This window comes from Paraburkholderia sp. BL27I4N3 (assembly GCF_003386115.1).
GTDB lineage: Bacteria > Pseudomonadota > Gammaproteobacteria > Burkholderiales > Burkholderiaceae > Paraburkholderia.
Genome location: NZ_QREJ01000001.1, coordinates 1,808,049 through 1,832,033 on the forward strand (window position 1 = coordinate 1,808,049; position 23,985 = coordinate 1,832,033).

The window sequence follows — 23,985 nt, forward strand, 5'->3', positions numbered from 1 at the left end:
GCGCGTGTCTGGGCCGGAGAAATCGTTCCGGCACAAACGGCACGGCGTGCTCGGGCCACCGTGAACCCAGTGCGCATGGTGGTCGGCGCCGGCTTTCCCGGGCGTTTCGTGATACGTCGCCCGGGAAAACCGGCAGACCGGTCGTGCGTGGGAGAAGACCCCCGCGAGGCGGGGGACGAGGGTTACGGTTCAGTCGACACTGACGGGCGCACGACGGGCATTGGCGTTGCCATGACGGCGCAGGGTTGGATAGCGGTTGGTGCGCGGAGCAGTGCGCTCAGCCGGAGACGGCGCTTCGCCGGGTTCCCGCGCATTGCTACTGCCCGGAAGCTCCTCGACGCTGGCCGAATCGTGCCGATCACGAGGGTCAGTGGACGGTACATATGCGTTGACCCGTTCCGGCGCCTGATCGTTTTCCGTGTCGGCGTCGTCGCTTCCATCACTTTCATCGCGGTACACTTCCTGGCCGTCAACCTTGACCCAGAAGAGCTTGAGCAGGCGCCCCTTGAGTACGGCGCCGGTTTCGCCTGCGCGGTTGCCGGTACGCTCGAATGTCCGGATGTAATGGTCACCCGACCGGAAGGCAACGAGGACTTTCACATCGGGATCGTTCGCGTCGTCCATCACGGCGCGGACCGCTTCCCTGGCCTTTTCGCCGGCGACGATCAGGTCGAGCGAAAGATAGACGATGCCGTTCTCGACATTGGGATCGCCATGAAACGCGGAAATGGCGCATGCGAGGAAGGGTTTCGCCTTGCTGCGGCCATTGCCTTTGGCGGCTACGTCGCGCACGCGCGACAGATACCCGAGGCCACGCAGATGAAGGTCGAAATACTTGCGGGGTTCGACTAACTGATTCATGACGATTCTCCAGAACGAAAAAAGGGGAATCGCCATGTCCCGCGTCGGGGAATGGTAATTCCCCAGGGCGGGCAAGGAAGGAAGCTTCTGGTCAAACGACCTGCGGCGGTCCGGACAATGGGACGAAGCGCAACCGCAAAAGGTGTCGCAAAGCGACGGTGCTGCAAGGGATGCTGGATGGGCTCCAGCGGGCAACTTCAATCGCGAATGATAGCCGGCGAAATCGAAAAATCAAGCTAATCCGCTCGATATTTAATTCGCACATCTTAGTGATATAACGACAGGCGACTCAATCTCATGGTCGGGCACGACTGGTGAGTGCCGGTCGGGAATCCGGTAGGGAATGCCTTCCGTCTGCCGGATCATTTCCGGCGAATGCGGATAGCAGGCGATAAAAGCGGACCGGTAGCCAGTCAAGCCCAACGGCCGCGCATCGCCCGGCCTGCGTTGGAATATTGCATTGCGTACTCGCGAACCGGCAGAGGGGCAGGTTGACGCCACATATAGAAAGAAGACCCAATGGCAGCCAGCAGCCGATGCTGTTGAAAAAGTCGTTGACGTCTCCCGCATAAGGTTTTTAGGGGTCGTCTTACCCTTAGCCGGCATTCGCGAGCGGTTTGTAGACCGATCTGAGAGGTCGATTTTTCACCGCCGAGTTGAAAAAGCAGGGCAGCGACTTTTTCAACAGCATCAGCCATTCGGGGACAATGCCGTGCAGCCCGGTCGCGCAGTCAGGGGCTCTGTTTGCGCAAGCGGCGTTTGACGGCGGGGCGTGCGTTTGTTGCCAGAGCGATGGCCTCATCCATCAGGCGCTCCAACGCATCCTGCTGTATCGGGCTGAGCCCCGAGAGCTTCTGATGGATACGGGTGGCGCGGTCGGCCGGACCTGTGCCGGTCTCACCGAGAAAGTCTGAAAGACGGCATTCAAGAATGCCTGCGAGCCGCGCCAGGCGCTCGATGCTGGGCGAGGTGACGCCGCGTTCAATGTGGGAGAGCGACGCCTGGGCGAGACCTGCGGTTTCAGATAGCTGTTCCTGGGTCAGGCCGAGCGCCTTGCGTCGCCGCGCAATGGCCTTGCCGATTGCCCCGACCAGATGTTCTTGCTCGCCTTGCTGCCGTGTCACCGCTGCTCCCGCCCTCAAATGCGCCAAGTGTGCGGTGCCGGCCGATAGCAAAGAAGGACTTGAAATTTAAAAATATGTGTAATACGTTATGTTCTGACCATTTTGTGCGTTCTGTCGCGTAGGTCACACGTCCCGTCGCACCCCGGCGATCCTACGACCTCATGGAGAGTCAGCGAGGACGGTGCAATTCGCCTTTGAACATTGGGTTTTGCCTGCGAAGGTGGCCCATTGTTTGAGGGTTTGGGCCTTGGGAGGCGCGATCAACTCAACGACGTCTCGGACGCGCCTTCAATCGCGTCTTGTTCGCTGGATTCGGTCACTATAGATTCGATATGCAACGTGGGTACGGCCTGCAATGGCGCGGCCAGTATACCTAGCCCAATTCATTCTCTTCTTGTACAGGGAGCACAGTGAGCCAACCCCTTTCGGATCTCGAACAACTGCTCGCGTCAATGCAGCCAGAGCTCAATGAAGGAGCCTATGTCTTCTCATCCGTTCCGGCGGACCGGGATGTGTCGCGGCTCGCGCCTTTGGCGACGTTTCGTGAGCGCGAAGGGATGACCCTCATCATCGATGAGCCGACAGCACTGCGCGAGGAGTTGCCTGTGCTTTTCCGGGCAGCGTGGATTACGCTGACCGTTCACTCCGATCTGCAGGCGGTGGGACTCACTGCCGCGGTGGCTGAGGTGCTGACGAAGGCCAGCATCAGCTGCAACGTCGTTGCCGCCGCCTTTCACGATCATATTTTCGTGCCGGTTGAGCGCGCCGCTGATGCGCTGACCCAGCTTGCCGGGCTCCAGGCCCGGGCGGCACGGGACGCGTCCGCGTGACCCTCAGGGGCTTCGATCGGTCGGGTGCGCCTCACCGCCAGTGACGCGTATAAGATCCGGCGCGTGTCACTGTCCCACAGTTGTCCGGCGTGAAACCGAGCTTGACGACTTTTGTGAAACGGGCTTCGGGCCGGCACACGGCTGTACAACGGCTTCTGTTGTCCACGGAACGTGACAGGACGGTAAATTTGGACGCCTCGGTCGAGGCTGCCAGATCCTCACCCGCAACAGCGACGCGTTGGCGTCGGAGCTCCCGTCAATACCAGCCGGCGATACGCCCGGGATTGCGCCGGGCGGCGCTGGGATGAGCCACTTGCGTGGGCCGCCCGCGCCATGGGGACTGCCAACGCTTCTGCGCGAAACCCTGTAGGTGCCGTCCGGCCAACGGATCATGCTGCTACTTCGGCAAGATTTGTATCGATAACCCATTGTTGTATAAGGAATTTCGTGCGGGTTATAATGGAACCATGTAACCCGGATTTGGAGGTGATCGATGAACCTGGACGGTAGGCTTTTGATGTCGCTGAAGAAGCGGTCGGGTAATGTCGTGCTTCGACGGGAACTGGCTGGGTTGGGGAGTTCGTCGCACCTTAGCACTGCACTTCAGCATCTCGTTGCCGATGGACGCCTCGTTCGACTGGGAGCCGGTGTTTATGCCAAGACCAGTCCGGATCCGGAAGGCAACGCGCGATTTGCCGTTGGTTGTGACGTGCTGTTGCGCGAGGCGCTCGGGAAACTGGGCGTGGCGGTCCTTGATGTGACAATCCAGCACGAAAACGGTCGCTCCGTCTGCCTCGTTGACGCAGGGACGAGCCGGATTTCCCGCAAGCTCGGCTGGGACAACATCCGGGTGCGGTATGTCGGTCAACCCGAAAGATCACAAACGGGCGCGGCCCCCAGCCTACCTGCAGATGTCGACAAGCTGCCAACCCAGAACGTCGGGAAGTTTGTTGAGCGGCTCGCGCAAGCCTACGGCATTCAATACCGGCGCTCGGGCCTCGATGATTTTGCCGAGGCAGTGACGCGAGCGGCGGGTGACGATGTCAAGCTCGATCTCACAGGCAAGCTGCTGGTTGCACTCAAGAAGCAGGATCGGATTAACGGCCGGCAGTTTGCCCGACTGATGGCGAACCACATAAGGGAGATCAAGCGTGTTCGACCCGTTCGGGGACTACGAAACCAGGGGTTACCTGCGTAACGTTGACGGCATCAAGGATCTGGATGAACTCAAGTACATAGAACACGGATTCTTTGAGTCGAACCTCGAGGCGGCATTGGCGTATCTTCACGCCATCAGAGGTTCGATTACGTACGTGCACTTCCTTGAGGTTCACCGGATCCTGTTCAGTGAGTTTTACCCGTGGGCGGGCCAGGATCGCCATGCTCTCGGTGTTGGGAGACTGGTCGGGAAGGGACAGCGGATACAGTTCGAAGCTTCGGAGTTATGCCAGCGTGCCGTTGAATGGGGACTGTCGGCTGGCAACAATCCCAAGGCGATTCGGGAAAAACCGGGGATGGTCATGGGCGCTCTTGCCTGGGGGCATCCTTTTCTGGACGGCAACGGTCGCACGATGCTTCTCGTCCATGCGGAACTTTGCCACCGCGCAGGTTTCGCCATTAACTGGAATGCATCCCGCAAAGACGATTACCTGGAATCGCTTACCCGGGAACTGGAAAATCCACAGGGCAAGCACCTGGACGCGTATCTGCTCCCATTGATGGTGGCTCCCGTTGCCAGGGGCGATCTCCGCGACCACCTCATGTCATTACCGGGGCTCAACGGAGATGACGGGCGCAGTGCACCGGACATCGCATACCGGGCGGACGATGCTGAGGCAAACCAGAACTACCTCGAGTTGAAGCGCGCGCGTGGAGAGAATTAAGCGGCGTGCCGCGCCCTCAACGGCGAATTCAGTGGCACACGTTTCCAGCACGCGTGACGAATCGTCGAATGACGGGTCAATTTGCTGGCGGTCAACGGTTACCCTATCGATGCGGTCAGTCGACCATAGCCCGGTCCCTGTGGCGTACGAGAGCGTCACGACAGTCACGACCGGGCAGCGTTTATCTGTCTTCCGATGCTGCGTCTGAAGTGCGGTTGACGTCTGCCGACGAGGCGGCAGGCATGAGCACCGCGGGTTGGGCTGCGCCGAAGTGTGCGGCTTGCGGTGGCCGCGACGGCGCAGCGCGGAGCGCCCGTGCTTCCCGCTCTGAGGCGCGGAATACAAGCGCGTTTTCCATTTGATCAACGATGATGTACGGCGGATCGGCACGCCAATGCAGAAGGAGGAGGCCGCCCGCGGTGTCGGCGAAAACGGCGGGCACGCGTTTTGGATCGGCGAATTGCAGATAGATCTTCCGGCCGTCGTCGAACACCTGGTACGGTCGGGCTTCGGCATCTCCGCTCAGATGCCAGTCGAAGTCGTAGACGGGCCCCGTCATCGGCGGCGGTTCGGCGCAGGCTGACTGGAGCAGGCAGCCGGCGAGGAGGACGGTTGCAGAAAGCAGGGTGGTGGCTTGTTTCATCGATGGCAGCTCCCGTCAGTGACGCCGGGTGGCAGCATCATGTCCCGCTGGGTGATGAACGTGATGCGCTGGCCCGGCTCGAGCTTCAGCGTCGGCTGGATATTCATGTTGCGCTGGAGAATGGTTTGCGTCGTTTGTGACAGCGATTGCGCTGCGGCCGACGACAGGTCCGTCGCCACGCCGCCGTTGACGTTGATCGTCGTGCCGTTCGACTGGTTCTGGTTGTGGCCGATCCAGGCGGCGACGCCTGCGATCAGGAACGTCGAGCCGAAGATCCGGAAGAAGTGGTTGTTGACGTCGGCACTGGCACCCGCCTCGCCGTCGGGATCGTTGCCGGTCAGGCCGTCGAGGCGCATCGTCGCGTGACGGAAAATCATCCGGGTGGCGGCCATGAGCATCAGGTCCTGGCCGATCGCCACGTCATTGTTGGTCCGGCCGAGAATGCGCGTGCCCTTCGGGATGAGCTTGCAGGTGCCGTCGATGCTGTCATAGATGTCGCGGTCGACCATCGCGCGGAAGACGCCTGGCATGTCGCTTTTTGCGCCCTGCAGGATGACCGTGGGAATGGGCGTGCCGCCCAGTACCATGTACGGTGACCTGAGCGGGACTGGGACCAATGGTTTCTCATCGTCAGCCGTGTCTGACTGCTGTTTCAGCCAGTCCGCGTTGCGTCGGTCAATGCCGCTCGCGACGCTTGCCTGCTGTAACGCAGACGACGCTGTGTCAGGCGCGCCATGGATCGTCTGAGCGGCGGCGTCAGACTGTTCCGGAAGGTTTGCTAGGCGGCCTGCAGGACGATCCGGGTCCTGGACACTGGTTGCCCGTGCCGCTGCGTCCTGGGTGCCGCGCGTCGTGTCTTCGTACGCAACGAGCGACTGGCTCTGCATCGCTTCGATCTGCCGTTGAAGGGCGAGACGATCGGCATCGCGGTTCGCCGCCGACTGGCTGGAAGTGTGATAGCTGGGGGGAAGGGGACCTGCGTCTTCGCCGGGTGCACCTTTGGGGATACCGTCAAGCGGCGTGCCGCCAAGCGGGGCGCTGGCCGTTTCGTTTCCTGCTCGGGCCATCGCGAGATTGCGCTGGTCCTCCAGCCGCTTGCGTAGCGCATCCGGCGACGCCCTGGGCTGCCGCGCCTCAGCATCGAGCTGCTCTCTCGCGCGTCGTTCGGCGGCGCTCTCGTGCGGGTGAGACAGCGCGTGGACGAGCACAATCGCGACTAGGGCAGAGCCCAGCGCGACTAGCAGCACTTTCGCGAGATCGCGCCGCACGCGCGTCAGGCGCGCTGGATCGGGCGTAAGCGGGGCGCCGCTGTGGCCGTTGTGTTGCGGGGCGGCCATGATCACGGCTTCCCGTAGACGTTCGTCATGCGCGCTGAATCGCAGCCGAAGAGTCCGCAGCCTTTGCCCTGACCGTTGAAGATCCGGACCTCCTCCTTGCCACGCTTGAGCAGCAACCCATACGGAACGGTCTGCTGGACCTCGTAGAAGTCGTTGCCAAGTGGAACGAAGCTCGCGATCTCAGCTTCCCCCTTGTCGTCCATCAGCAAGATGGCGGGCAGTTCAGCTTGATGCGGAAGCTGGAGGTACGTGAACCGCCCGTCGTCGAACACGATCACGGGCGCGAACGGCGCTTTGCCCTCGACGCGGTAGTCGAAGTTCGCGTGATCGAGCGCAATGTGAGGGCCGTCCGGCCCCGCCGTGTCCGATGCCGGCTGCCCTTCGGGCGTCGCGCGGTCCGGCCGCGCGGCAGCGTTGCTCGTGGGTGCGTTACCCGGGTATTCGATGCCAAACGGTGAGACCTCTCCTACCGTTGTCTGCGCGTCGGCACCCAGGTAGTGCCACGAGACCCGGTGGTACGCCTTGCCGTCATCGGACGATCGCAGGTCGAGTTCGTAGCGCCGGCGGGACGTGATGATGGTGGCGGCATTTTCGAGTCCGGGCAGGCGCGCCTCGATAAATACATCCCGCTTCGTCAGAGCGGTGTGCTCAAGCCAGCGCTTGCCGGTATCCGACAGATAGACGCCCACCACTTCCTCGTCTGGTCCGAACACCAGATGCGTTTCCTGGCTGGTCCGCACGAGCACGGGGTACGAGTAGTCCGGGTCGTAGTCGTATACGACGAGCGACGCGTCATCAGGCGCGGGGTAGGGACCTTTGATCGCCGCAAGCGCCGCCGCTTGCCGGCGGTGCCGGGAGGACGAGGGAGCAGGATGTGGGGGGGCTGGGTCCGGCAGCTTCTGTGCCATGGAGGGTATGCCCGGTGGCAGCGGCGAGGCAGCAGGCGGGGCTGACGACGCGGATTGCCCGTTGGCCGTCGCCATGCTGGCACCGAGCAGCATCGCGACGCATGTGACGGATGCAATGACGTTCATTGCGCTGCTCCAGGATTGACGCCGAGGTAGGGCGTGAGACTGAAATGGGTGATACGCAGGCCGATCGGGTTGTCCTTCTCTTCGCCGGGCTTCAGGGTCTCGGGCGCGAGCAGGAAGCTGATCGTGAGCAGCATCTGTTTCGGTCGCGATGGTTTGCCGTTCACGCTCTCGACCAGTGTGAAGATCAGGTACGCGACCTGGCCATCGGGCGAGAACGAGGTGGAGTTCTCGACGAATTCACGGGTGAGCCCCGGCGTCTGCACGACACGCTGCGCGACGGGATCGGTCACCGTGATCCAGGTTTCGAGCTCCCGCGTCGCCGCACCCGATGTCCAGCCGAACGCAGCGGGGATCTGACGCGTGAGCGTGTCCTGGCTGTCGGCCTCGATCGTGAACACGCGTGAGGCCCATTTCACCAGGAAATAGCGCCTGTTGGCCGCGGTCACTGAATACGTTTCGGCGTAACGGTCCGAGACCCACACCGCGCCGCTCTTTTCATCATGCTCGACAAAATACGGACGCGGACCACTATGCGCACTCTGGACGATCAGTGCTGCGCATTCGCCGGCTGCAATCAGCGCGAAAGCAGCGGCGACCTTGATGGCGAGGCGCTTTTCCCACACGGGCCGCTGAAATGCAGCGAACCATGCGGCCACGGCTTCTCCGGTGTTGGGCGGCGCGAAGAGATCAGTGCCGGCAGGGGCGGCCGGGTCTGAACGGGACGGACGCGACGGTGGCATCTGTTCATCCATCGCTCATGCCTCCGCGCAGGCCCGCGCGTGCGGTGCTAGACTGAAACCCAGTTCACTTGCTGCGCGGGTGCAGCCATGGCCAGACTCAGGATCATCCTGCTGTATTTCGTGCTGCCAGTTTTCCTGTTTGCCGCGTTCCTCCTGTATCAGGTCGGCGCGCAGCATTTCGGCGTCGCGATGATGCTCGCGGGAGCAGTGGGGTTTCTCGCGTGGGCGGCATTTAGCCGGACGCCACGAGACAGGCAGCAGTCTCGGGAGGCAGACGAGCAGCATCTCAGAGATGCAGATGCGTCCTGGAATGCGTACTATGCGAGTCATCAAAACGAAAGTAGGCATCACTGATCTCATTTCAATACGTTGGGCGTCAACTTGTTCCCCATGACGCCCTTGCCAAAGCCGCGCAAGCCACCACCAGCGCCGCCTGAGACAAGCGACTTCGCGATGTCCGGCACCTGCCACATCATGAAAGCCCCTACGCCGCAGACGAGCGCAAGCGCGAGCATCGCAAGGTAGTTCGTCGCGTAGTATGCGTCACTGTTTGTGCCGCTTTGCATCGCCGTCTGCTGCACGAGGCTCTGGATGCCGGGCAGCACGCCGCTGTAGACGATCGCCATCATCAGCCAGGCCACCACCTTGAAGAGGCCTGCGGAGATCGTGAACCTGAGCCAGCCATCGAAGAGGAATTCACCGGCAGGCAGCACATACCAGGGAATCAGGACCGGTCCGAGGCAGAAGGCAATGTCGAGCAGGAACGAGCCGAACTGCACAACCACGACGAAGATCAACGTCATGAGCGTGATCGCGATGATCGCCAGCGCTTTCGCGAGGAACGCGAGCAGGATCAGCGGCAGGTTCCTGACGAGCGTCCAGATCGAACTCACGCCCGCCGAGTTCGCCCCTGCGTCACTCGTCGCACCGCATTCCTGATGTTCGGTGTTCGGAATCACAACGCCTTCGGGTGTGACATCGGGCACCTCCTCGCACACCTGGGCGGCTTCGGTGCGCACGCCCTGCATGATGGTCGAGGCGGCATTGACGAGCGCACGCAGCAGATCGCCAGGATTGCCGTCGCCGCCGGACACGCGTGAGGCCATCGTTTGCATGTTGTCGACGAAATAGCTATGAACCGTGGTGCTCCACGCGGTGAGCAGCACCAGGATGACCGCGCACCTGATCAGGTGGCGAAACAGGTTCGCGAAGAAGCCGGGGAAGTCGCCCTCGAGCAGCCACAGGAACACGTGCCAGGTCGCGATGATCAGGCCGAGCGCTGCGAGCAGGTCCAGACCGTCTGACAGGAACAGCGTCTGCAGGCTGCCTCCTTTCGTCTGCATCGTCGCGAATAGTATATTGAGGACCGAGATGACGTCGTTCATGACTCAGATTCCACATCCGTTTAGCGCAGACCGCCGGCGAGGCGGACCATAGCCAGCAGTGCAGCGAGCGGCAGCGCGAACCAGCCGGCCGCAAAGACCTGCGGGCTGTCGACCTGCACGATCAGGAGTCCTGTGAGCAGGGACAGGCGGGTATTGCGCGTGATCCGCCGGTCGAAGCGCCACTGCGCGTCTCGTTCCTCGTCGATGGTCTGACGGTGGCCACGGTACGCGCGTACACCCCCGAGGACGAGCCGCAGTTCGGCAGGTGTCATGCACAGCGAGCGGATCAGCCAGCGCAGCAGCATCGTCGCCTCCGGGTCACGGGTTCTGCAGCAGATCGAAGTCCGGCGCGCCCTGCGTCGTCTGCTGTTCCTGCTGGTTGACCCGGCCCATCGCTGCGGCGCGCGCGGCGGCGAGTTGCGCGGCATTGCCCTGGGCCTGCGCCTCGCCGGCGCGGTCCTGCATCTGCTGCGCGACCTGGCGCTGCATGAGCGCGTGCAGGTCCACCATTTCGCCGGCAAGCACGTTCGACTGCTGGTTCAGCATCTGCAGCCCTTGTACGGCGCCGGTGACATTCGGAATCTGGGACTGGATCTGCTGCAGGTTCTCCGCGCGAGCGGCGAGCGTGTTCAGGTTCTGCATGTCCTGCGTGAGCTGCTGCTGGTAGATCCCGCCACGCGTCGAGGCAAGCGACGTGTAGGCCGACAGCCACTGCGCCGGTGACATGCCGGTCGAGTTCATCTCCGACAGGCTGCGCCCGAACAGGCCACTCGTGGCGTTCGCCGCCTGCTGCAGCTGCGTGATCGCTGTCGACAGCGACTGGAAGTTCGCCATCTGTGTGCGGTAGGGGGCGATCGTCTGGTCGATGAGAGAAGCCGGCACCTGCTTCAGGTTCTGGACCATCGTCACATACTGCTGCAGGCGCGTGATCTGCGCCTGGACGTTCTGTTCGACCATCTGCGCCTGCTGCGAAACGGACGAAGCCAGTTCCGCGTGATTCAGGAGTTGCGTGATCTCCGTGGCGCCGCCGGTCATGCCGCCACCGGCCCGGGCAGCACTGACGTGCACAAGTAGACAAATGACGACCGGTGCGCCGATGCGGCCGAGCAGGGCGTTACGCATGGCCGGCCTCCGGCTCGGGCGCGGGCATTGCATCGCCGCGCGCCTGCGCTGCGGCTTCGTCGGTGTACCGTTCCTTCCAGTCCGGATAACCCGAATGCAGATGCCGGTCGAAGACGATCTGGGCGCTCATTTCCGAGCGCAGGATTGCGATTGAGCGGGGATCGAGCGGCACCGAAATGCGCCGCGACGCGCCACCCTGTTCGGCGATGAAGTAGTCGCGCTTTGCGACGAGCTTCTGGATCGTGCGGATCTGACCGTCGGACAGGCCGAAGTCGCGCTGGTAGGCGGTCTTCGCGGAGGGCGTAAAGTTCTCGACGGGCACAAACACGCGCACGAGTACGTTGTCGCGGATCTGCGGCCAGACGGACGAGGACGATACCTGCTCGGGCGACTGGGCATCCATCCATACGCAGCCGAGCTTCTTGCGCATCGTGACGATCCAGTTGCCGATCTGCGCGGCGAATGCCTCATCGTCGAGGAGGTTCCAGATCTCGGGCAGCATCACGAGCGTCGGGCCGATCACGCCGTTCGCGCGTCGCTGCTCGAGCGAATCCTGGATGCGGTAGGTGACGTACGACAGGAATGGCCGTGCGATCACCGGGCTCGCGAGAATCCGGTCAGTTGCCATCGAGACCCAGTGCGCGTCATCGAAGCTGTCGTCGACATTGTCGAAGTAGTGGGCGTGCACGGCCCCGCCGACCCACAGCGCCAGTTCGTCCGCGAGCGGCCCTGCCGGCAATGACGCGTGGACCGTGCCCAGTCGCCAGAGCCGCCGGTCGGTGCGGCTGCCCCGGCTACGAACCGCGGCGAATGCCGTTTCCAGCTCGCGCCGGTCGCCGGCGCTCACGCGATACGTGCCGCGTTGCTGCACGAGCAGTACGACCCATTCGACGAGGAATTCGAGATGCCGCTGATCAGCCAGCAGCACCAGCGGATTCATCTGCGCACGCTCGTCGCTGTGGACGTCTCCCGCCTCGCTGTCGAAATGCATGTAGCGACCACCCTGCAGGATCGTCGGGATGCGCATCGACAGATCCTTGTCGAAGCCATAGAGCCGGGCGTTCGGATACTTGCGAAAGAGCGTCGCGCACAGCAGCATGAAGATCGTCTTGCCGAAGCCGGTGCGCCCACATACCAGCATGTGCCCGACATCACCCAGAAAGCCGGTAAACCAGTAGGGTGTGCCGAACTCCGTTGGGAACGCAGCCAGCGCGGGACAAAGCACGCCGGTTTCCTTTGTCAGATGCTCGTTGATGCGGTGGCCGTCCGAGACACCGCGCAGCGGCAGCAGGCGGGAAAGGGCTTCCGTGTCGATGAACGACCATCGCGCACATTCGCGCCACATGCCGGGAATCGTGGTTGCGAACGCAGAAAGGGCGTGAAGGGTTTCGCGCAACGGCGTGAAGTGCGCTGCGCGCAGCGCTTCCTCTACCGCCTTGTGGGTGGCCACGGCCTGGGTCCATGCCGCGTCAGCGGCGTGGCCATCATCGAACGGCCCTGTCTCGAATACTGGCGAGTACGACAGCACGGACAGGTTGTAGTACCCGTACAGCTCTTCAGCCATCTCGACCTTGCCGGCGCGGCGGTTGGCTTCGTCGGCCGCCGCCGAACGTGCCTGGTTCTGCCGCGCACCAGACATGTCGCCGCCGCGCAGCGTGGCGGCAAGGAGCGATCGCGTATCGAGCCGGCGTCCTTCGTGATAGCGGCGCACGCCGTCGATGAAGCGCATCGTGGCAGAAGGGGATGTGACCCGGAAGCAGTGACTGATGGTTACCTCGCCCGGTACCTTGAGCAGGCCGTCGAGACTGGTCGGCAGAACGCTGTCCGGCCAGAAGTCACGGCGGCCTGGAATGCCTGCTGCGATCCCGAAGCGCTGGCGACCGCCAGCGTAGAAATGGAGGTAGTCGTGGCCGGGCCGCACTTCGGTATCGCACATGGCGACGTCGAGCGCAGGAATGTCGGGGACCGGCACGGCCTGCAGATGATCGCTGGCGGGCGAGCCGCAGGCGTGCATGAAGGCACCCAACCGGTCGCCGGACAGCCGTCGGCAGGCGAGGCGCGGGTTGCCGGCCACGAAGCCAAACAGGATGTGCTCGAACGTTTCGACGACGGTCGCAAGTTCCGAGGCGGTGTACGCGAACAGGTACTGGTCCGAGAACGTGCCGCGCACGGCCTGCATCAGCGACCGGGCGACGGGAAGCCCGTCGCGCGTCATCCCGTGCGAGACCTTGCCCGCGAAGCGATCGATGCCGACCTCGGGCGCCAGCGTGAAGGTCACGTAGTGACGGTTTGTATAGTTCGCAGCCTGCTCGAACGTTGCCCGTCGGGCGTCGTCCACCTGCTGTGAAACCGGATCCGGCATCGGTGCGCTGAGATACTGCGCGCTGCGCCGGCGGTGGACGGTCCACCACATCGTGACCGGACGGCGCGCCGTGTCGCGCAGGGACGTGACAAGGTTGTCCATCAGTTCGAGGATGTGGCCCGTCGACAGCGCATCGGCGTCGGGTCCTGAAAACGCGTACGTCGCCATCAACGCTGAGTCCTTGTTGACGACGAGCGCGTCGCTAAAGCGGAAGAGCCACGGCACCAGTTCGGCGGTCGAGCGCCGATCGCCATCAGTGCGTCGTGCAACGCGGGCCAGCGATTCGCTGTCGAACGGGGAGCGTGCAAAGGCGGACTTCAGCATGGCAACCCTCGCGCAAAGCCTTTCGGGCGCGCGTTGACCTTCTGGCGCAGGAGATGGCGCGGTTCGTAGTAATCGCCCTGGCGGCTGTATTTGGTGTAGCAGCGGATCTGGTCCGGATCGCGCCGCACGGCAAGCCACAGCACCGGGTGCGTCACCAGCACCGCGAGCAGCACCCACGCGTTGCGCATACCGGCGGCAAACGTGATCACGATGGCACCCTGTGCGATGCACCAGCGACGGTCGATGCCGAGCAGCAGGAACTGTTCGAGCATCGTCTTGCGGATGCGTGCCGCGAGCGGATTGTCCGGTTCGCTGTCCGCGCGTTGATCGGCGTGCTGTGCGTCCATTGCGTGTGTCCTCAGAGGTGTCCGTCAGAGCGTGCCGGTGCAGGCCGCGCCATGGTTGAAGACCTGTGCCCACAGCAGCGGCATGTTGAGAATCGCAAGCGTGCCGAGCACCCCGCGCAGTACGTGCGTCTTGATGTTGCTGCGACCATCGTCGAGCAGCCACAGCACGATCGAGCCGACCAGTGCGGAGAGGGACACGACTTCCAGCAGCTCGTTGTCGAGCACGTCCTGATAGACGGTGCACAGGCCACCGTTCCAGATGCCCGCATGAGCGATAACCGGGATCGAGCCAAGCCACAACGCAGTGAGGACTGCCCGGATGGGACGTTCATGGAGCAGCACAAGACTTCGCCACGCTGTGCGAACTGCGCGACACCAGCCGACGGCAGGGGAGACCGCGCGGCGCATGGCAATCACGCCCCGGGAGGTATGGGTTGTTTCAGGCATGGGCTGCCTCCTCGACATCGGCGTAGCGGGAAAAGAGACAGCGCGTGCGGTAACGGTCGTGCTCGACGCCGAGCACTTCGCGGATTTCGACGGGGCCGCGTATCGCGCCCTGCCGCTCGGCATGCACGAAGAATCGGAACGTCGAGGCAATCTTCTGGCGCAGGTCGGCGATGCTCATCAGGCGCCCCTCGTCACTCATGCGGATGAGCGATTCGAGTCGCGCGGGTGCCGTGTCAGCCGAGTCAGCGTGAAACGACACGATGGAGCCGGGGTGTCCCGTGTTGAGCGCTTCCATCAGGTCGAAGGCTTCAGCGCCGCGCACTTCGCCGACGATGATCCGGTCGGGGCGGATGCGCAGCGAGAAGCGCACGAGATCGCGGATGGTGATGCCGAGGTTGGCTTCCAGGCCCACGTGGTTCGGCGCGTGGACCTGAAGCTCCGCTGTATCCTCGATGGTAACGATCCGGTCGCTTGCCGGCATCGCATCGATCATCGCGTTGAGCAACGTGGTCTTGCCGGACGAAGTGCCGCCCGAAAATGCGACATTGATCCGCTCACGCATGACCCACTGGAAGAACTCGCACAACGCGGCACCACCGCCTGACAGCCGGTCGAGCAGGGCCGCATTGCGGCGCGGGGAGAAGGCGCGCTGCGCGGCAGGCAGTACGTCTAACGCGCCACTGCGCACGTAGTCGGCCAGACCGATGCGGCGGCGCGCGTGCTTTCGGATCGACAGCATATCGCCGTGAATGGCGACCGGCTGGCGGGCTGCGGCAAGACGAAGGCCGGGCAGCCGCGCATCGAGCAGTGGGGTCTGCGCTTTCGCATTGACGTTGGCGAGGATCGTGATCGCGCGATCGAGCGCGTCAGGATTCAGGTCGCACCCGGCCACAAACGAGATGATGCCGTTGCGCTCGACGAAAATGGTGTCCGCGCGGTTGACCATGATTTCCTGCACGTCGGGATCGGCGAGCATCGGTTGCAGCGGGCCGAGGTAATCGTTCAGTACCTCGATCGCGTATTCGTACGTGAGCCGGCTCATTGCGCGTTCCCCCATGCGATGGGTTCAAAAAGCCGGGCAATGAAGTTCGAGCTGGAATGCCTGGCGGTCACGGCTTCCTGCGGCTGAGCCACGGGTGCCGGAGCCAGGCGCAATTCGCGGTAGACGCGTCGCGCATAGGCAATGCGCTTCTCGCGTGTGCCGGCGTTGTACGCACCGATGGCATCCCATGTGAGTCCGAGGCGATGGATGTTCTGCGACAGGATCCATGCGCCGACATAGGCATTGGTGCAGCCGTCGTGGAGGCCTGCGCGCGAGACGCCGAAGCGCGAGAGCGTCACGAGCCACCGGCTGTTGATCTGCATCAGCCCAATGTCGGTGGTGCCGTCATCATTCAGATGGACGACACCCGCGCGCTGTCCCGATTCGATGGTGGCGATCGCGCGTACCAGCTGGACGTTGACGTAATGGAACCGCGCGGCATCGTCGATGCAGTCGGCGCGGCTGGTCGCTGCAACGAGCAATGTGCACAGGGACATCATCGGGACCCGCTTCACGTTGACCTCATCCGGTTGGGGTTGCCTGAAGGAAACAGAAGCTGCGAAAAAGAATCTGCGAAAAAGAACCTGCCGGGAGCGGGGCGCAGCCCGGCAGGTCAACAGCGCGCGTCAGTCCAGGGGGAAGGACTGACGGCTTCACTGTAGGCAGCGCAGGTGCCGGTATGGCCGGAATGCCAGCAGCAAAGCGCTGCGGCTCGCGCCGTCATTTTTTGACGGGGCCAATGAACGGAGCCGACAGCGCGCGTGCTGTCCATTGCGGGATAAAGGCGTTGCAAGAAAGCTGGAAAGGCAAGGGGAATGAAGGACGCGTAAAGGGAAGGGCCCAATCCAAAGGCCGCGGGTGATGCTGGGATGAATCGCATCACCCGCTCAAAGGCGCAAACGGCGAAGTGCAAAAAAGGGGTTCTGCTGCAAGAGAGAAAAACGCTGCGGCCTTTGCCGCAGAAGGCCGGGAAAGGACCGGCCGGCGGCTCGCAAGTGAGACCATCTGTGGAGCAGTATGACTGCGCGGTGCGGCATCCCGTCGCGCAGTTATTTGCGTCGGTTCCAGCAGCGCGATGCGTACCGTTCAACCATGGCGACCTTTCGCGAGGCCTCACGACCGAGGCTGATCCCGTTCTCCCGTTCAGCCGGAAACCCCACATGGCTTTTGCCAATGCCGTTGACTGGTTGAAGTTGCAACAAGCGACGGTGCATGCGACTCCGCCGCTGCCTCCGGCTGCGCCGCCCGCGCAGCCTGTCAGGCGCAGCGTGCCGCCTTCGCCGCAATACCTGCCGGTACTGGGATACCGTGAGCTGATTCAGCGAACCGGTGTTGAGGGGACAGTCCGGCGTATCGCCAGCAGTCTGGGTCTGTCTTTCGACAGCGAGAAGCGCGACCTCGAACCGTTGCTGCAGCGGCTCACGGAATTCGTGCAGCTCCTGCCCGCATCGGAATCGCATCATCACGCGCAACCGGGCGGCCTGCTGATTCACCTGCTCGAGGTGGCGCGCTATGCGCTGCATTTCCGTGAGGGGTACCGGCTGCCGCTGGGGGCGAGTCCCGAAGACCAGATGCAGCACGGAGCGCGGTGCAGTTATGCGGTCCTGGTCGGCGCGCTGCTGCACGACATCGGCAAGCCGCTCGCGGATCTGAAGGTCGAACTGGTTTGCAGGCACGAACTCCGTCCCTGGGTGCCGATGGCCGGCAGCATGAACGGGCAGGGTGGCGAGTGGTATCGCGTGGATTTCCCGGCGCCTGGCGAGCGCGATTACGGCGCCCATTCGCGTCTTGCCATCGTGCTGCTGCAGCGCGTCGTGCCACCGGCGTCATTGAGCTGGCTGGCCCAGTATCCGCCGGTGCTGCATGAACTAGCTGCCTACCTATCCGGCGAGACCAGCTCGAAAGACAGCGCGCTGGCGAAGATCGTCGGCGATGCGGATCGCCGCTCGGTAGCGGAAAACCTGCTCGCCGGTCCCCGTACGCGGTTTGCGACGGCGCGCGCGGTTCCGTTGATCGAGCGGTTGATGGAAGGGCTGCGACGGCTTCTGGCCGAGGGCGGCGTGCCGCTTAACCGTGCGGGAGCCACCGGCTATTGCGACGGCGAATCGCTGTGGTGCGTGGCGAAAACGCTGGCCGAGGCTGTCCGCACTTACGTCGCGTCGCATGAAGAGCAACAGCGCGGCGCGGCTGGCATCCCGTCGGACAACAACCGGCTCTTCGACACGTGGCAGGAATACGGTGCGCTGGTGCCGACGCCGGAAGGCGGCGCCATCTGGACCATCACAGTGACGATTGGTGCCTGGCAGCAAACGTTCACGGTCCTGCGCTTTCCGCTCGATCGGCTCTACGCCGATCCGGCTCGCTATCCGCGTGCGCTACCGGCGGCCTCGGTTCAGGTTATCGAAGTGGGCGCTGTGCCGAACCCGACAGCTGAATGTGTCGAGCTCACTGATGAGGGCGTGACTGAAGCACACGCAGAGCTTGGCCCGCAAACGTCGTCGCCAGTCGCGGCCGATGACTTGCCCGACCCGCAGGAGAGCGCTGCGTTCGATGCCGGCACGCCGTCCATGAACGAGCGTGAGCAGGCTTATCTGCCGGACGCAGAGAGCGCCGCCGTGCTGAACGATGAAATCGTTGATCGCGACGGGAGAAGAGATCCTGCACTCGTACCGGATCTGGTGAGCGCCCCGGTTCGCCCGCGCGAGAAGGCGCGGGTTCCGTCGCGATCCATTGCCTCCCGGGCGGGTGCCCGGCAGCCGCGGCCAAATGCCGAACGGTTCATGGCCTGGGTGCAGGAGGGGGTTGCCAATGGCGGGTTGCCGTACAACGAATCGATGGCCCGTGTACATTTTGTGCCGGAGGGTATGCTGCTGGTGACGCCCGCGATCTTCCGCGATTTCGCGCAGGCTCATCCCGACGCGATCGAACAGACGCTGGCGGAAGATGGCGCAACCCCGGAACCGTGGAAGCAGGTCCAGCGTGATTTCCAGAAGTCCGGCTATCCGGTGACCGCCGATGCGGGCGGCGCGGGGCGCTCCTATCTGCTCCACTACACGATCAAGGGCGCCGGCGGCCGTCAGTTATCTGCGATGCTCGTTCCGGAGCCTGAGCGGTTCTTCAGTCCCGTGCCGCCGCCGAACGTGATGATCCAGTCGAAGCAGAAGGCGGTCGTAGCGCAAGACGCCGATTCACCTCGGTCGTCTGAGGCGTAACGAGGCACCGGGGCGACGGCGATGGCGTATCCGGTCGAGAACTTCTTTCGCAGGCCCGTCGAACTGGTGTCCTCCATTGGGGCGCTCGCTGCGACCGGCATCCTTTGGTCCCACCCGGCACTCTTTCTCATCACGCCCGCGACGGGCGGCGTCACGACCCTCGCGCTGCTGTCACTCGCCTACGTTCGCGGGCGACAGGCGTGGCGGCTGATCCGCTTCCAGCGCAATCTTCGCCGCTTGCCGCAGTACGTGATCCCCGCAGCCGACATTCCGTGCTCCGCGAAGGAGGTGTTCCTCGGACGCGGCTTTCGCTGGAGCGTTATTCACACGCAGCGGCTCTATCAGGCCCGTTTTCCCGAAAATCGCCGGCTGCTTGCCCGCAATGACCTGTACGACCGGGCGCGGGACCATGAGCGCCGCTATCCCGGTAGCCGGATTGCACAGGTGACCCGCCGTGAGGCACGGTGGAATCCCGTCGCGCCGTTGCCGCCAGTTGGAGGAGACCCCGCGCTGCATGGCGTCGAACCGGACGAGCGGGCCATCTGGTTCGACATGGCCGAGCGTGTGGGGCACATGGCCGTGCTTGGGACAACGCGCGTGGGCAAGACCCGCCTGTGCGAGGTGCTGGTGGCCCAGGACATCCGCCGCGGTGACGTCGTGATCGTGTTCGATCCGAAGGGCGACGTCGACCTGCTGCTGCGCATGTATGCGGAAGCGAAACGTTGCGGGCGGGAGAGCGAGTTCACGTTCTTCCACCTCGGCTATCCCGACAGGTCGGCGCGCTATAGCCCGATCGGCACGTATTCGCGGATCACCGAGGTTGCCACGCGCATTGCCGGCAATCTGCCGAAGGAGGGGCAGTCCGCTGCATTTCGCGACTTTGTCTGGCGTTTCGTGAACGTAATGGCCCGGGCGATGAGTGCGCTCGGGATTCGCCCAACCTACGAGATGATTTACCGGAACGCGGTGAACATCGACGGGCTCGCGTTACGGTACTTCCGCTTCTGGCTCGATCGTGATTACCCGGGATGGGAGGACGGGCTCGAGCCGCTGGACAAGGAAGAGGCGAAGCAGGCGATGCGCCTGCAGCGCAACCAGGAAGTGCTGCAGGTGGCGAACCTGATCCGGCAGCAGGGCTGGACCGATCCGATCGCCAATGGCCTGCTGTCGGTCATCAGCAACGAACGCTCGTATTTCGACAAGCTCGTGTCGTCGCTGTATCCGCTCCTGGAAAAGCTCACCACAGGTCGCACATCAGAACTCCTGTCGCCCGACTATGATGATCCCCACGATCCGCGTCCCGTGTTCGACTGGAATCGCGTGATGGATCGCGGCGGGATTGTGTATGTCGGACTGGACGCGTTGTCGGATTTCGAGGTGGCTGGCGTGGTCGGCAATGCGATGTTCGCGGACCTGACGTCGACCGCGGGCCGCATCTACAAGTACGGGCATGGCTATGGGCAAAGCACGGCAGGCGGCCGGCGGCGCGTCTCGATCCATGCGGACGAGTTCAACGAACTGGTCGGCGACGAATTCGTGCCGTTGGTCAACAAGGCGGGCGGCGCCGGTTATCAGGTCACCGCCTACACGCAGACGAGCGCTGATCTTGAAGCCAGGATCGGCTCAAGGGCGAAGGCCGAACAGATTTTCGGGAACTTCAATACGGTCGTGATGCTGCGGGTGAAGTACGTCACGACCGCGAAGATTCTGACCGACCAGCTCCCGATGGTCGATGTGAAATCACTGACGCTTGCGTCGTCCGCGACGGATGCGGTAAGGCACGGCGAGGGCGTGCATTTCACGGCGCAGACACACGACCAGATCTCGGTACGACAGGTACCGATGCTGCAGGCATCTGATCTGACGCAGTTGCCCAAGGGCCAGGCGTTCGCGCTCATCGAGGGCGGCCAGCTGGTCAAGGTACGGCTGCCGCTGCTCGACGCGCATGACCCGATCATGCTGCCGGGGCTGGACGACGTGGTGGCAGACATGCGATCCCGCTATGCGTCCTATGTCCAGGCGGTGGCGCCGTTCGACGAGGCAGGAGGTGTGTCGCCCGATGCTATTGGCGGCGCCGTAGGCAGCTTCATGCCGGTCCACGCGGATGCCGGTACGCCCGCACCGATCTCTGGACCGTGGACGGTGCAGGGCAAGGGTGCCGGGTTCTGACGATAGACGAGCGACCATGGCGGCGAAAACGCGCGACGGTAATGCCGATGGTGTGAAGTCTTTCTTCTGGATCGTCGATCTGGCGATCCACGTTGTCCTCTGGCTGCTGCTCGCCAGCATCCTCGCGGTGCTGGCGGATCTCGCCACGGCGCAAACGCTGTGGCGCGATGACCCGGTGGGTGGGATGCAGGCGCTGCTTCGCTATTACCTGAGCGAGACGACCGATCCCGGGCTGGCTGCGTGGGCGGCGGACGCCGCGTACTGGGGCTGGTTCGGCTGGACCGGCGTCGATGCGTCGGCGCGGGCATGGGAGGCAGGCGTCCTGCCTTCGCATGGTTTGGGGTCCTACCTGCAACCGGCGTTTTCCGGGGCGACGCGCGAGGCGCTCATGGTGGCAATGTACGGGATCAAGCTCTTCGGCGTTCGCATCGCGATGCTCGCAATGACGATTCCGCAGTTCGTGCTCGCGATTGCTGTTGCCGTGGCCGACGGTCTGGCGGCGCGACACGTGAGGCGCGCGCAGGGCGGACACGAGTCGGCGACCCGTTACCATCACGCGAAACGCTTTCTGACGTTCGGCGTGATCCCGTTGACTGCGGTCATCTGGCTCGTCGCGCCGGTACGGCTGCCGATCTGGCTGCTTTTCTGGCCGGTGTCGATCATGATTGTGATCGCGGTATGGAACATGGCGAAGTACTTCAAGAAGTACACGTAGATCGCAATCTGTCGCCCTATACTTTGGCCATGAAAAAAGAGGACAGACAGGTCATTCGCCGACATGTAGTGGTTCGACGCTCGCCCGTGCATGGGCGTGACGTGTTCGCATGACGGGCACTCGAAGCCGGCGAGCGAATTATCGAATACAAGGGCGAGACGATCAGGTGGACAGCCGCCCTCAGGCAGCATGGAAGCACCGGCACCGCCGGCCACACGTATTTCTTCGGGCTGTCGGACGGACGCGTCATTGACGGCGGGCGTCGGGGAAACAGCGCGCGCTGGCTCAATCACTCATGCAACGCCAATTGCGAGGCGATCGAAATCGAAGACCGCGTGTACATTCATGCGTCGACTGCGGTCACGCCCGGTGAGGAACTGTTTCTTGACTGCCAGTTGGCCATTGCAGATCCAACAGACGAAGAAGCGACGCCCAGCTATGTCTGCCGGTGTGGCGCGTCGGGATGCCGTGGCACGATGCTGGCAGTGGGCTCTTGATCTTGCAAGCGGCAAATCAGCGGCCCGATGGTAGCGTCGACGCCGACCGCTCCCTTGCTTCAGTGCGGTTCGCAAGCCACGCCTCCAGTTCCGACTCGCGCCAGCCTGTTGCACGTTCTCCGATGCGGATAGGCCGGGGGAATTCTCCGCGGCTGATCATTGCATAGATGGTCGCCCGGCACAGGCCAATCTTTTTCACGACATCCTTCATGCGCATTACCTGGTCCATTTCGCTCGGCTCCGTATTGCACTTGCTGTGGCCGATTATCCACGGAGTTCGACTGCCCGCAATGGACGACCGCAGGGGATGCCGTGAGACGACGGACGGCACGGCGACATCAATACAGCTTTGCTGGTCGAGAGAGATGCATTGTTGTTACACTTAATTGCATATTCATCGACAATATGGCCGCGACCTTGCGAAACGTCGGCGAGCGTCAAATTCAGTTTCTATATCGTGGTCGTTCCACAACAAGCGGATGTGGGCATCATACGGCGAGCAGGTTACGTGAAAGCCCGATATCGCGAAGTTTGGCGAAGACCATATCGAACGGCTCGCGCCATGACGGCCATGGTCATCTCCGAAGATCTGAGGGCCACGCTTTTGAAGGGCAATAAAAGTGAACTATGAACGGCTGGTCTGGACACACTGCATCCCTGCTGATCCCATCGTTTGGGTCTCCGTCAACGCGATCGACGCGTCGTGGCAGCACGATAAGGGTCTCTATGTTGGGCCCGGTGGCAAGGGCGGCCTGGATGATCGCTATGCATTCTTCGGGAAGTGGCTCGCGGCGAATCTGCATCGCCCCATTCAGGTACCGGAGATCGGCCTGAGCCGCGGCGAAGTGGCTTTTTCAAACGGGCGGCACCGATTCGCATGGTTTCGTGATCACGGACTCCTGGACATGCCAGTGGCAGTTGACCCTGCAATCGTCGAGCCCTTTCGAGCGCGGTTCGCAACGCCGCGGCGACTTGCCCGCCATGAGAGGAAGTTCAGCGCTTACCCCGGCAATTGACGTCCACGACCCTGAGAATCGGCTTGTAAAGCAGCGGAGCCCATGATGTCACCAATGTGACGATGCTTAGGATTGGCGAAGTTCGCATGACGCGCGCTGTGGGTTATTCAGCCCACACGCGCTGGCCGCTGAGCATGCTGCCCGGCGCGGTACGCCTAAAATGCCGCGGGGCTCTGCAACCGGGAAGAGTACGCTTCACGTTCGGCCAGATCAATCACCCGGTCAAGGTGATCGCTGGCCATCGCAACGATTTGCATCCGGGGTCGAGCAGATCTGGCGGTCGTACTCGTTCACCAGCCTGGTGAGGCCGTCGATCAGTGCGCCCGGGAGAGCCCAGCGTCCCGTGCTTTCTCCTTCGGTCAACACTTCGCCAAGGCCTTGCTCGACTCGCTGGATATCCGTGCGCGCGCTTGCTGAAAATTTTGCTTTTTACGCATGGGTCTCGGGTTGCCGGCTTGTCCGAGTCGCCATATGTGGCTGGTTGCCAGGAGATTCAAGAGCCACGACATGAATGTTTCGTGAGCGGTTAGATGCCCCCGTTCCGGTACTACGCAGGCGATACGCAGGTGCCAGTGATCCTGGTCAAGCGTTAAGCCGGGGGAAGTCGCATTGTTGGCCGGCGCATCGCGCGCCGCGCTGGCGCGCCGTCCTTCGAGGGCTGCTGTGCTCGTTGCGTTGTCAATTCCAGAATGGAAAGAATGAATCGGTGATTGGTATGGGACAGAGACGTCATCCGGCAACATGCTAGCGACCTTTTATGCGAAAAAGGCGAGTGGGTGAACTGTTGCTCCGACGGAAAACGTCGCAAGTGCGTGGCGCTACCCAGCTCTCAGCCGATAGGGTGCAATCAATGCATCAATGCGCCTCGAGGCATACATTAAGGCGGTGATCGTGC

The 23,985-nt window shown here is 62.9% G+C and carries 23 protein-coding genes and 1 pseudogene; 9 read left to right on the forward strand and 15 right to left on the reverse strand.

Annotation, left to right across the window (positions count from 1 at the left end; translation table 11 throughout):
- Positions 1-189: 189 nt before the first annotated feature.
- On the reverse strand, positions 190-897 hold the full coding sequence (locus B0G71_RS08320; protein ID WP_258875537.1) for a DUF3577 domain-containing protein: 708 nt from the start codon (positions 895-897) through the stop codon (positions 190-192).
- Between the two features lie 695 nt (positions 898-1,592).
- Entirely contained in the window at positions 1,593-1,985 is a 393-nt protein-coding gene (locus B0G71_RS08325; RefSeq protein ID WP_116140958.1) for a helix-turn-helix domain-containing protein, read from the reverse strand.
- Between the two features lie 410 nt (positions 1,986-2,395).
- Between B0G71_RS08325 and B0G71_RS08330 the strand changes: the two genes are divergently transcribed.
- From B0G71_RS08330 to B0G71_RS08340, 3 genes are all read left to right on the forward strand, one after another.
- Positions 2,396-2,815: an ACT domain-containing protein gene (locus tag B0G71_RS08330; RefSeq protein WP_116140960.1), complete on the forward strand. Its 420-nt coding sequence runs from the start codon at positions 2,396-2,398 to the stop codon at positions 2,813-2,815.
- A gap of 493 nt (positions 2,816-3,308) precedes the next feature.
- Positions 3,309-4,013, forward strand: a complete 705-nt coding sequence (locus B0G71_RS08335; protein ID WP_116140962.1) for a hypothetical protein — start codon at positions 3,309-3,311, stop codon at positions 4,011-4,013.
- Positions 3,967-4,698: a Fic family protein gene (locus tag B0G71_RS08340; protein ID WP_116140964.1), complete on the forward strand. Its 732-nt coding sequence runs from the start codon at positions 3,967-3,969 to the stop codon at positions 4,696-4,698. The genes B0G71_RS08335 and B0G71_RS08340 overlap by 47 nt, the downstream gene beginning before the upstream one ends.
- Positions 4,699-4,879: 181 nt before the next feature.
- On the opposite strand, the gene B0G71_RS08345 is transcribed toward B0G71_RS08340, so the two are convergent.
- Genes B0G71_RS08345 through B0G71_RS08360 form a run of 4 tightly spaced genes read right to left on the reverse strand, consistent with a single transcriptional unit; the run spans position 4,880 to position 8,464 of the window.
- Positions 4,880-5,341: a TrbG/VirB9 family P-type conjugative transfer protein gene (locus B0G71_RS08345; protein WP_116140966.1), complete on the reverse strand. Its 462-nt coding sequence runs from the start codon at positions 5,339-5,341 to the stop codon at positions 4,880-4,882.
- Complete coding sequence (locus B0G71_RS08350; protein WP_116140968.1) at positions 5,338-6,678, reverse strand: TrbI/VirB10 family protein; 1,341 nt, start codon at positions 6,676-6,678, stop codon at positions 5,338-5,340. The genes B0G71_RS08345 and B0G71_RS08350 overlap by 4 nt, the downstream gene beginning before the upstream one ends.
- 2 nt (positions 6,679-6,680) lie before the next feature.
- Positions 6,681-7,712 (reverse strand): TrbG/VirB9 family P-type conjugative transfer protein, encoded by a 1,032-nt coding sequence (locus B0G71_RS08355; RefSeq protein ID WP_116140970.1) that lies wholly within the window; start codon positions 7,710-7,712, stop codon positions 6,681-6,683.
- On the reverse strand, positions 7,709-8,464 hold the full coding sequence (locus B0G71_RS08360; protein ID WP_116140972.1) for a VirB8/TrbF family protein: 756 nt from the start codon (positions 8,462-8,464) through the stop codon (positions 7,709-7,711). The genes B0G71_RS08355 and B0G71_RS08360 overlap by 4 nt, the downstream gene beginning before the upstream one ends.
- A 75-nt stretch (positions 8,465-8,539) precedes the next feature.
- Between B0G71_RS08360 and B0G71_RS08365 the strand changes: the two genes are divergently transcribed.
- Positions 8,540-8,806, forward strand: coding sequence for a hypothetical protein (locus B0G71_RS08365; RefSeq protein ID WP_116140974.1), 267 nt, complete (start codon positions 8,540-8,542; stop codon positions 8,804-8,806).
- A 2-nt stretch (positions 8,807-8,808) separates the two neighbouring features.
- Here the strand turns inward: B0G71_RS08365 and B0G71_RS08370 are convergent, their stop codons facing one another.
- Genes B0G71_RS08370 through B0G71_RS08405 form a run of 8 tightly spaced genes read right to left on the reverse strand, consistent with a single transcriptional unit; the run spans position 8,809 to position 15,996 of the window.
- Positions 8,809-9,837, reverse strand: coding sequence for a type IV secretion system protein (locus B0G71_RS08370; protein WP_116140976.1), 1,029 nt, complete (start codon positions 9,835-9,837; stop codon positions 8,809-8,811).
- A 20-nt stretch (positions 9,838-9,857) separates the two neighbouring features.
- Complete coding sequence (locus B0G71_RS08375; RefSeq protein ID WP_116140978.1) at positions 9,858-10,142, reverse strand: hypothetical protein; 285 nt, start codon at positions 10,140-10,142, stop codon at positions 9,858-9,860.
- A 13-nt stretch (positions 10,143-10,155) separates the two neighbouring features.
- Positions 10,156-10,959: a conjugal transfer protein TrbJ gene (locus tag B0G71_RS08380; RefSeq protein WP_258875538.1), complete on the reverse strand. Its 804-nt coding sequence runs from the start codon at positions 10,957-10,959 to the stop codon at positions 10,156-10,158.
- Positions 10,952-13,645, reverse strand: a complete 2,694-nt coding sequence (locus B0G71_RS08385; protein WP_116140979.1) for a VirB4 family type IV secretion system protein — start codon at positions 13,643-13,645, stop codon at positions 10,952-10,954. Before B0G71_RS08385 ends, B0G71_RS08380 begins: the two co-directional genes overlap by 8 nt.
- The gene (locus tag B0G71_RS08390; protein ID WP_243658127.1) at positions 13,639-13,992 is read right to left on the reverse strand and encodes a VirB3 family type IV secretion system protein; all 354 of its coding nucleotides are present in this window, start codon (positions 13,990-13,992) and stop codon (positions 13,639-13,641) included. The genes B0G71_RS08385 and B0G71_RS08390 overlap by 7 nt, the downstream gene beginning before the upstream one ends.
- A 24-nt stretch (positions 13,993-14,016) precedes the next feature.
- Entirely contained in the window at positions 14,017-14,439 is a 423-nt protein-coding gene (locus B0G71_RS08395; RefSeq protein ID WP_116140981.1) for a hypothetical protein, read from the reverse strand.
- Positions 14,432-15,481 carry a CpaF family protein gene (locus B0G71_RS08400; protein ID WP_116140983.1) on the reverse strand — a complete coding sequence of 350 codons (1,050 nt, stop codon included), beginning with the start codon at positions 15,479-15,481 and terminating at the stop codon, positions 14,432-14,434. The genes B0G71_RS08395 and B0G71_RS08400 overlap by 8 nt, the downstream gene beginning before the upstream one ends.
- Positions 15,478-15,996 carry a lytic transglycosylase domain-containing protein gene (locus B0G71_RS08405; RefSeq protein ID WP_116140985.1) on the reverse strand — a complete coding sequence of 173 codons (519 nt, stop codon included), beginning with the start codon at positions 15,994-15,996 and terminating at the stop codon, positions 15,478-15,480. Before B0G71_RS08405 ends, B0G71_RS08400 begins: the two co-directional genes overlap by 4 nt.
- 645 nt (positions 15,997-16,641) lie before the next feature.
- On the opposite strand from B0G71_RS08405, the gene mobH reads away from it, so the two are divergent.
- The 4 genes and pseudogenes from mobH to B0G71_RS08425 all read left to right on the forward strand — a co-directional run bounded on the left by mobH (position 16,642) and on the right by B0G71_RS08425 (position 22,074).
- Positions 16,642-18,693 (forward strand): MobH family relaxase, encoded by a 2,052-nt coding sequence (gene mobH, locus B0G71_RS08410; protein ID WP_116140987.1) that lies wholly within the window; start codon positions 16,642-16,644, stop codon positions 18,691-18,693.
- A gap of 21 nt (positions 18,694-18,714) precedes the next feature.
- Positions 18,715-20,862: a type IV conjugative transfer system coupling protein TraD gene (gene traD / locus B0G71_RS08415; RefSeq protein ID WP_116140989.1), complete on the forward strand. Its 2,148-nt coding sequence runs from the start codon at positions 18,715-18,717 to the stop codon at positions 20,860-20,862.
- A 16-nt stretch (positions 20,863-20,878) separates the two neighbouring features.
- Complete coding sequence (locus tag B0G71_RS08420) at positions 20,879-21,577, forward strand: DUF4400 domain-containing protein (RefSeq protein WP_116140991.1); 699 nt, start codon at positions 20,879-20,881, stop codon at positions 21,575-21,577.
- Between the two features lie 29 nt (positions 21,578-21,606).
- Positions 21,607-22,074: pseudogene (locus B0G71_RS08425) on the forward strand (SET domain-containing protein).
- Positions 22,075-22,090: 16 nt separating this feature from the next.
- Here B0G71_RS08425 and B0G71_RS08430 read toward each other — a convergent pair.
- Complete coding sequence (locus B0G71_RS08430) at positions 22,091-22,291, reverse strand: AlpA family transcriptional regulator (RefSeq protein WP_258875539.1); 201 nt, start codon at positions 22,289-22,291, stop codon at positions 22,091-22,093.
- A gap of 403 nt (positions 22,292-22,694) precedes the next feature.
- Here B0G71_RS08430 and B0G71_RS08435 point away from each other — a divergent pair, with 403 nt between their 5' ends.
- Entirely contained in the window at positions 22,695-23,090 is a 396-nt protein-coding gene (locus tag B0G71_RS08435) for a hypothetical protein (protein ID WP_116140995.1), read from the forward strand.
- The last annotated feature ends 895 nt before the right edge of the window (positions 23,091-23,985 follow it).

Coding starts and splice junctions, on each gene's coding strand:
- B0G71_RS08360 (WP_116140972.1), bottom strand. CDS start 8,464: ATGGATGAACAGATGCCACCGTCGCGTCCGTCCCGTTCAGACCCGGCC.
- mobH (WP_116140987.1), top strand. CDS start 16,642: ATGGCTTTTGCCAATGCCGTTGACTGGTTGAAGTTGCAACAAGCGACG.
- B0G71_RS08320 (WP_258875537.1), bottom strand. CDS start 897: ATGGCGATTCCCCTTTTTTCGTTCTGGAGAATCGTCATGAATCAGTTA.
- B0G71_RS08390 (WP_243658127.1), bottom strand. CDS start 13,992: ATGGACGCACAGCACGCCGATCAACGCGCGGACAGCGAACCGGACAAT.
- B0G71_RS08430 (WP_258875539.1), bottom strand. CDS start 22,291: ATGCGCATGAAGGATGTCGTGAAAAAGATTGGCCTGTGCCGGGCGACC.
- B0G71_RS08355 (WP_116140970.1), bottom strand. CDS start 7,712: ATGAACGTCATTGCATCCGTCACATGCGTCGCGATGCTGCTCGGTGCC.
- traD (WP_116140989.1), top strand. CDS start 18,715: ATGGCGTATCCGGTCGAGAACTTCTTTCGCAGGCCCGTCGAACTGGTG.
- B0G71_RS08385 (WP_116140979.1), bottom strand. CDS start 13,645: ATGCTGAAGTCCGCCTTTGCACGCTCCCCGTTCGACAGCGAATCGCTG.
- B0G71_RS08380 (WP_258875538.1), bottom strand. CDS start 10,959: ATGCGTAACGCCCTGCTCGGCCGCATCGGCGCACCGGTCGTCATTTGT.
- B0G71_RS08335 (WP_116140962.1), top strand. CDS start 3,309: ATGAACCTGGACGGTAGGCTTTTGATGTCGCTGAAGAAGCGGTCGGGT.
- B0G71_RS08400 (WP_116140983.1), bottom strand. CDS start 15,481: ATGAGCCGGCTCACGTACGAATACGCGATCGAGGTACTGAACGATTAC.
- B0G71_RS08420 (WP_116140991.1), top strand. CDS start 20,879: ATGGCGGCGAAAACGCGCGACGGTAATGCCGATGGTGTGAAGTCTTTC.
- B0G71_RS08375 (WP_116140978.1), bottom strand. CDS start 10,142: ATGCTGCTGCGCTGGCTGATCCGCTCGCTGTGCATGACACCTGCCGAA.
- B0G71_RS08370 (WP_116140976.1), bottom strand. CDS start 9,837: ATGAACGACGTCATCTCGGTCCTCAATATACTATTCGCGACGATGCAG.
- B0G71_RS08395 (WP_116140981.1), bottom strand. CDS start 14,439: ATGCCTGAAACAACCCATACCTCCCGGGGCGTGATTGCCATGCGCCGC.
- B0G71_RS08365 (WP_116140974.1), top strand. CDS start 8,540: ATGGCCAGACTCAGGATCATCCTGCTGTATTTCGTGCTGCCAGTTTTC.
- B0G71_RS08350 (WP_116140968.1), bottom strand. CDS start 6,678: ATGGCCGCCCCGCAACACAACGGCCACAGCGGCGCCCCGCTTACGCCC.
- B0G71_RS08345 (WP_116140966.1), bottom strand. CDS start 5,341: ATGAAACAAGCCACCACCCTGCTTTCTGCAACCGTCCTCCTCGCCGGC.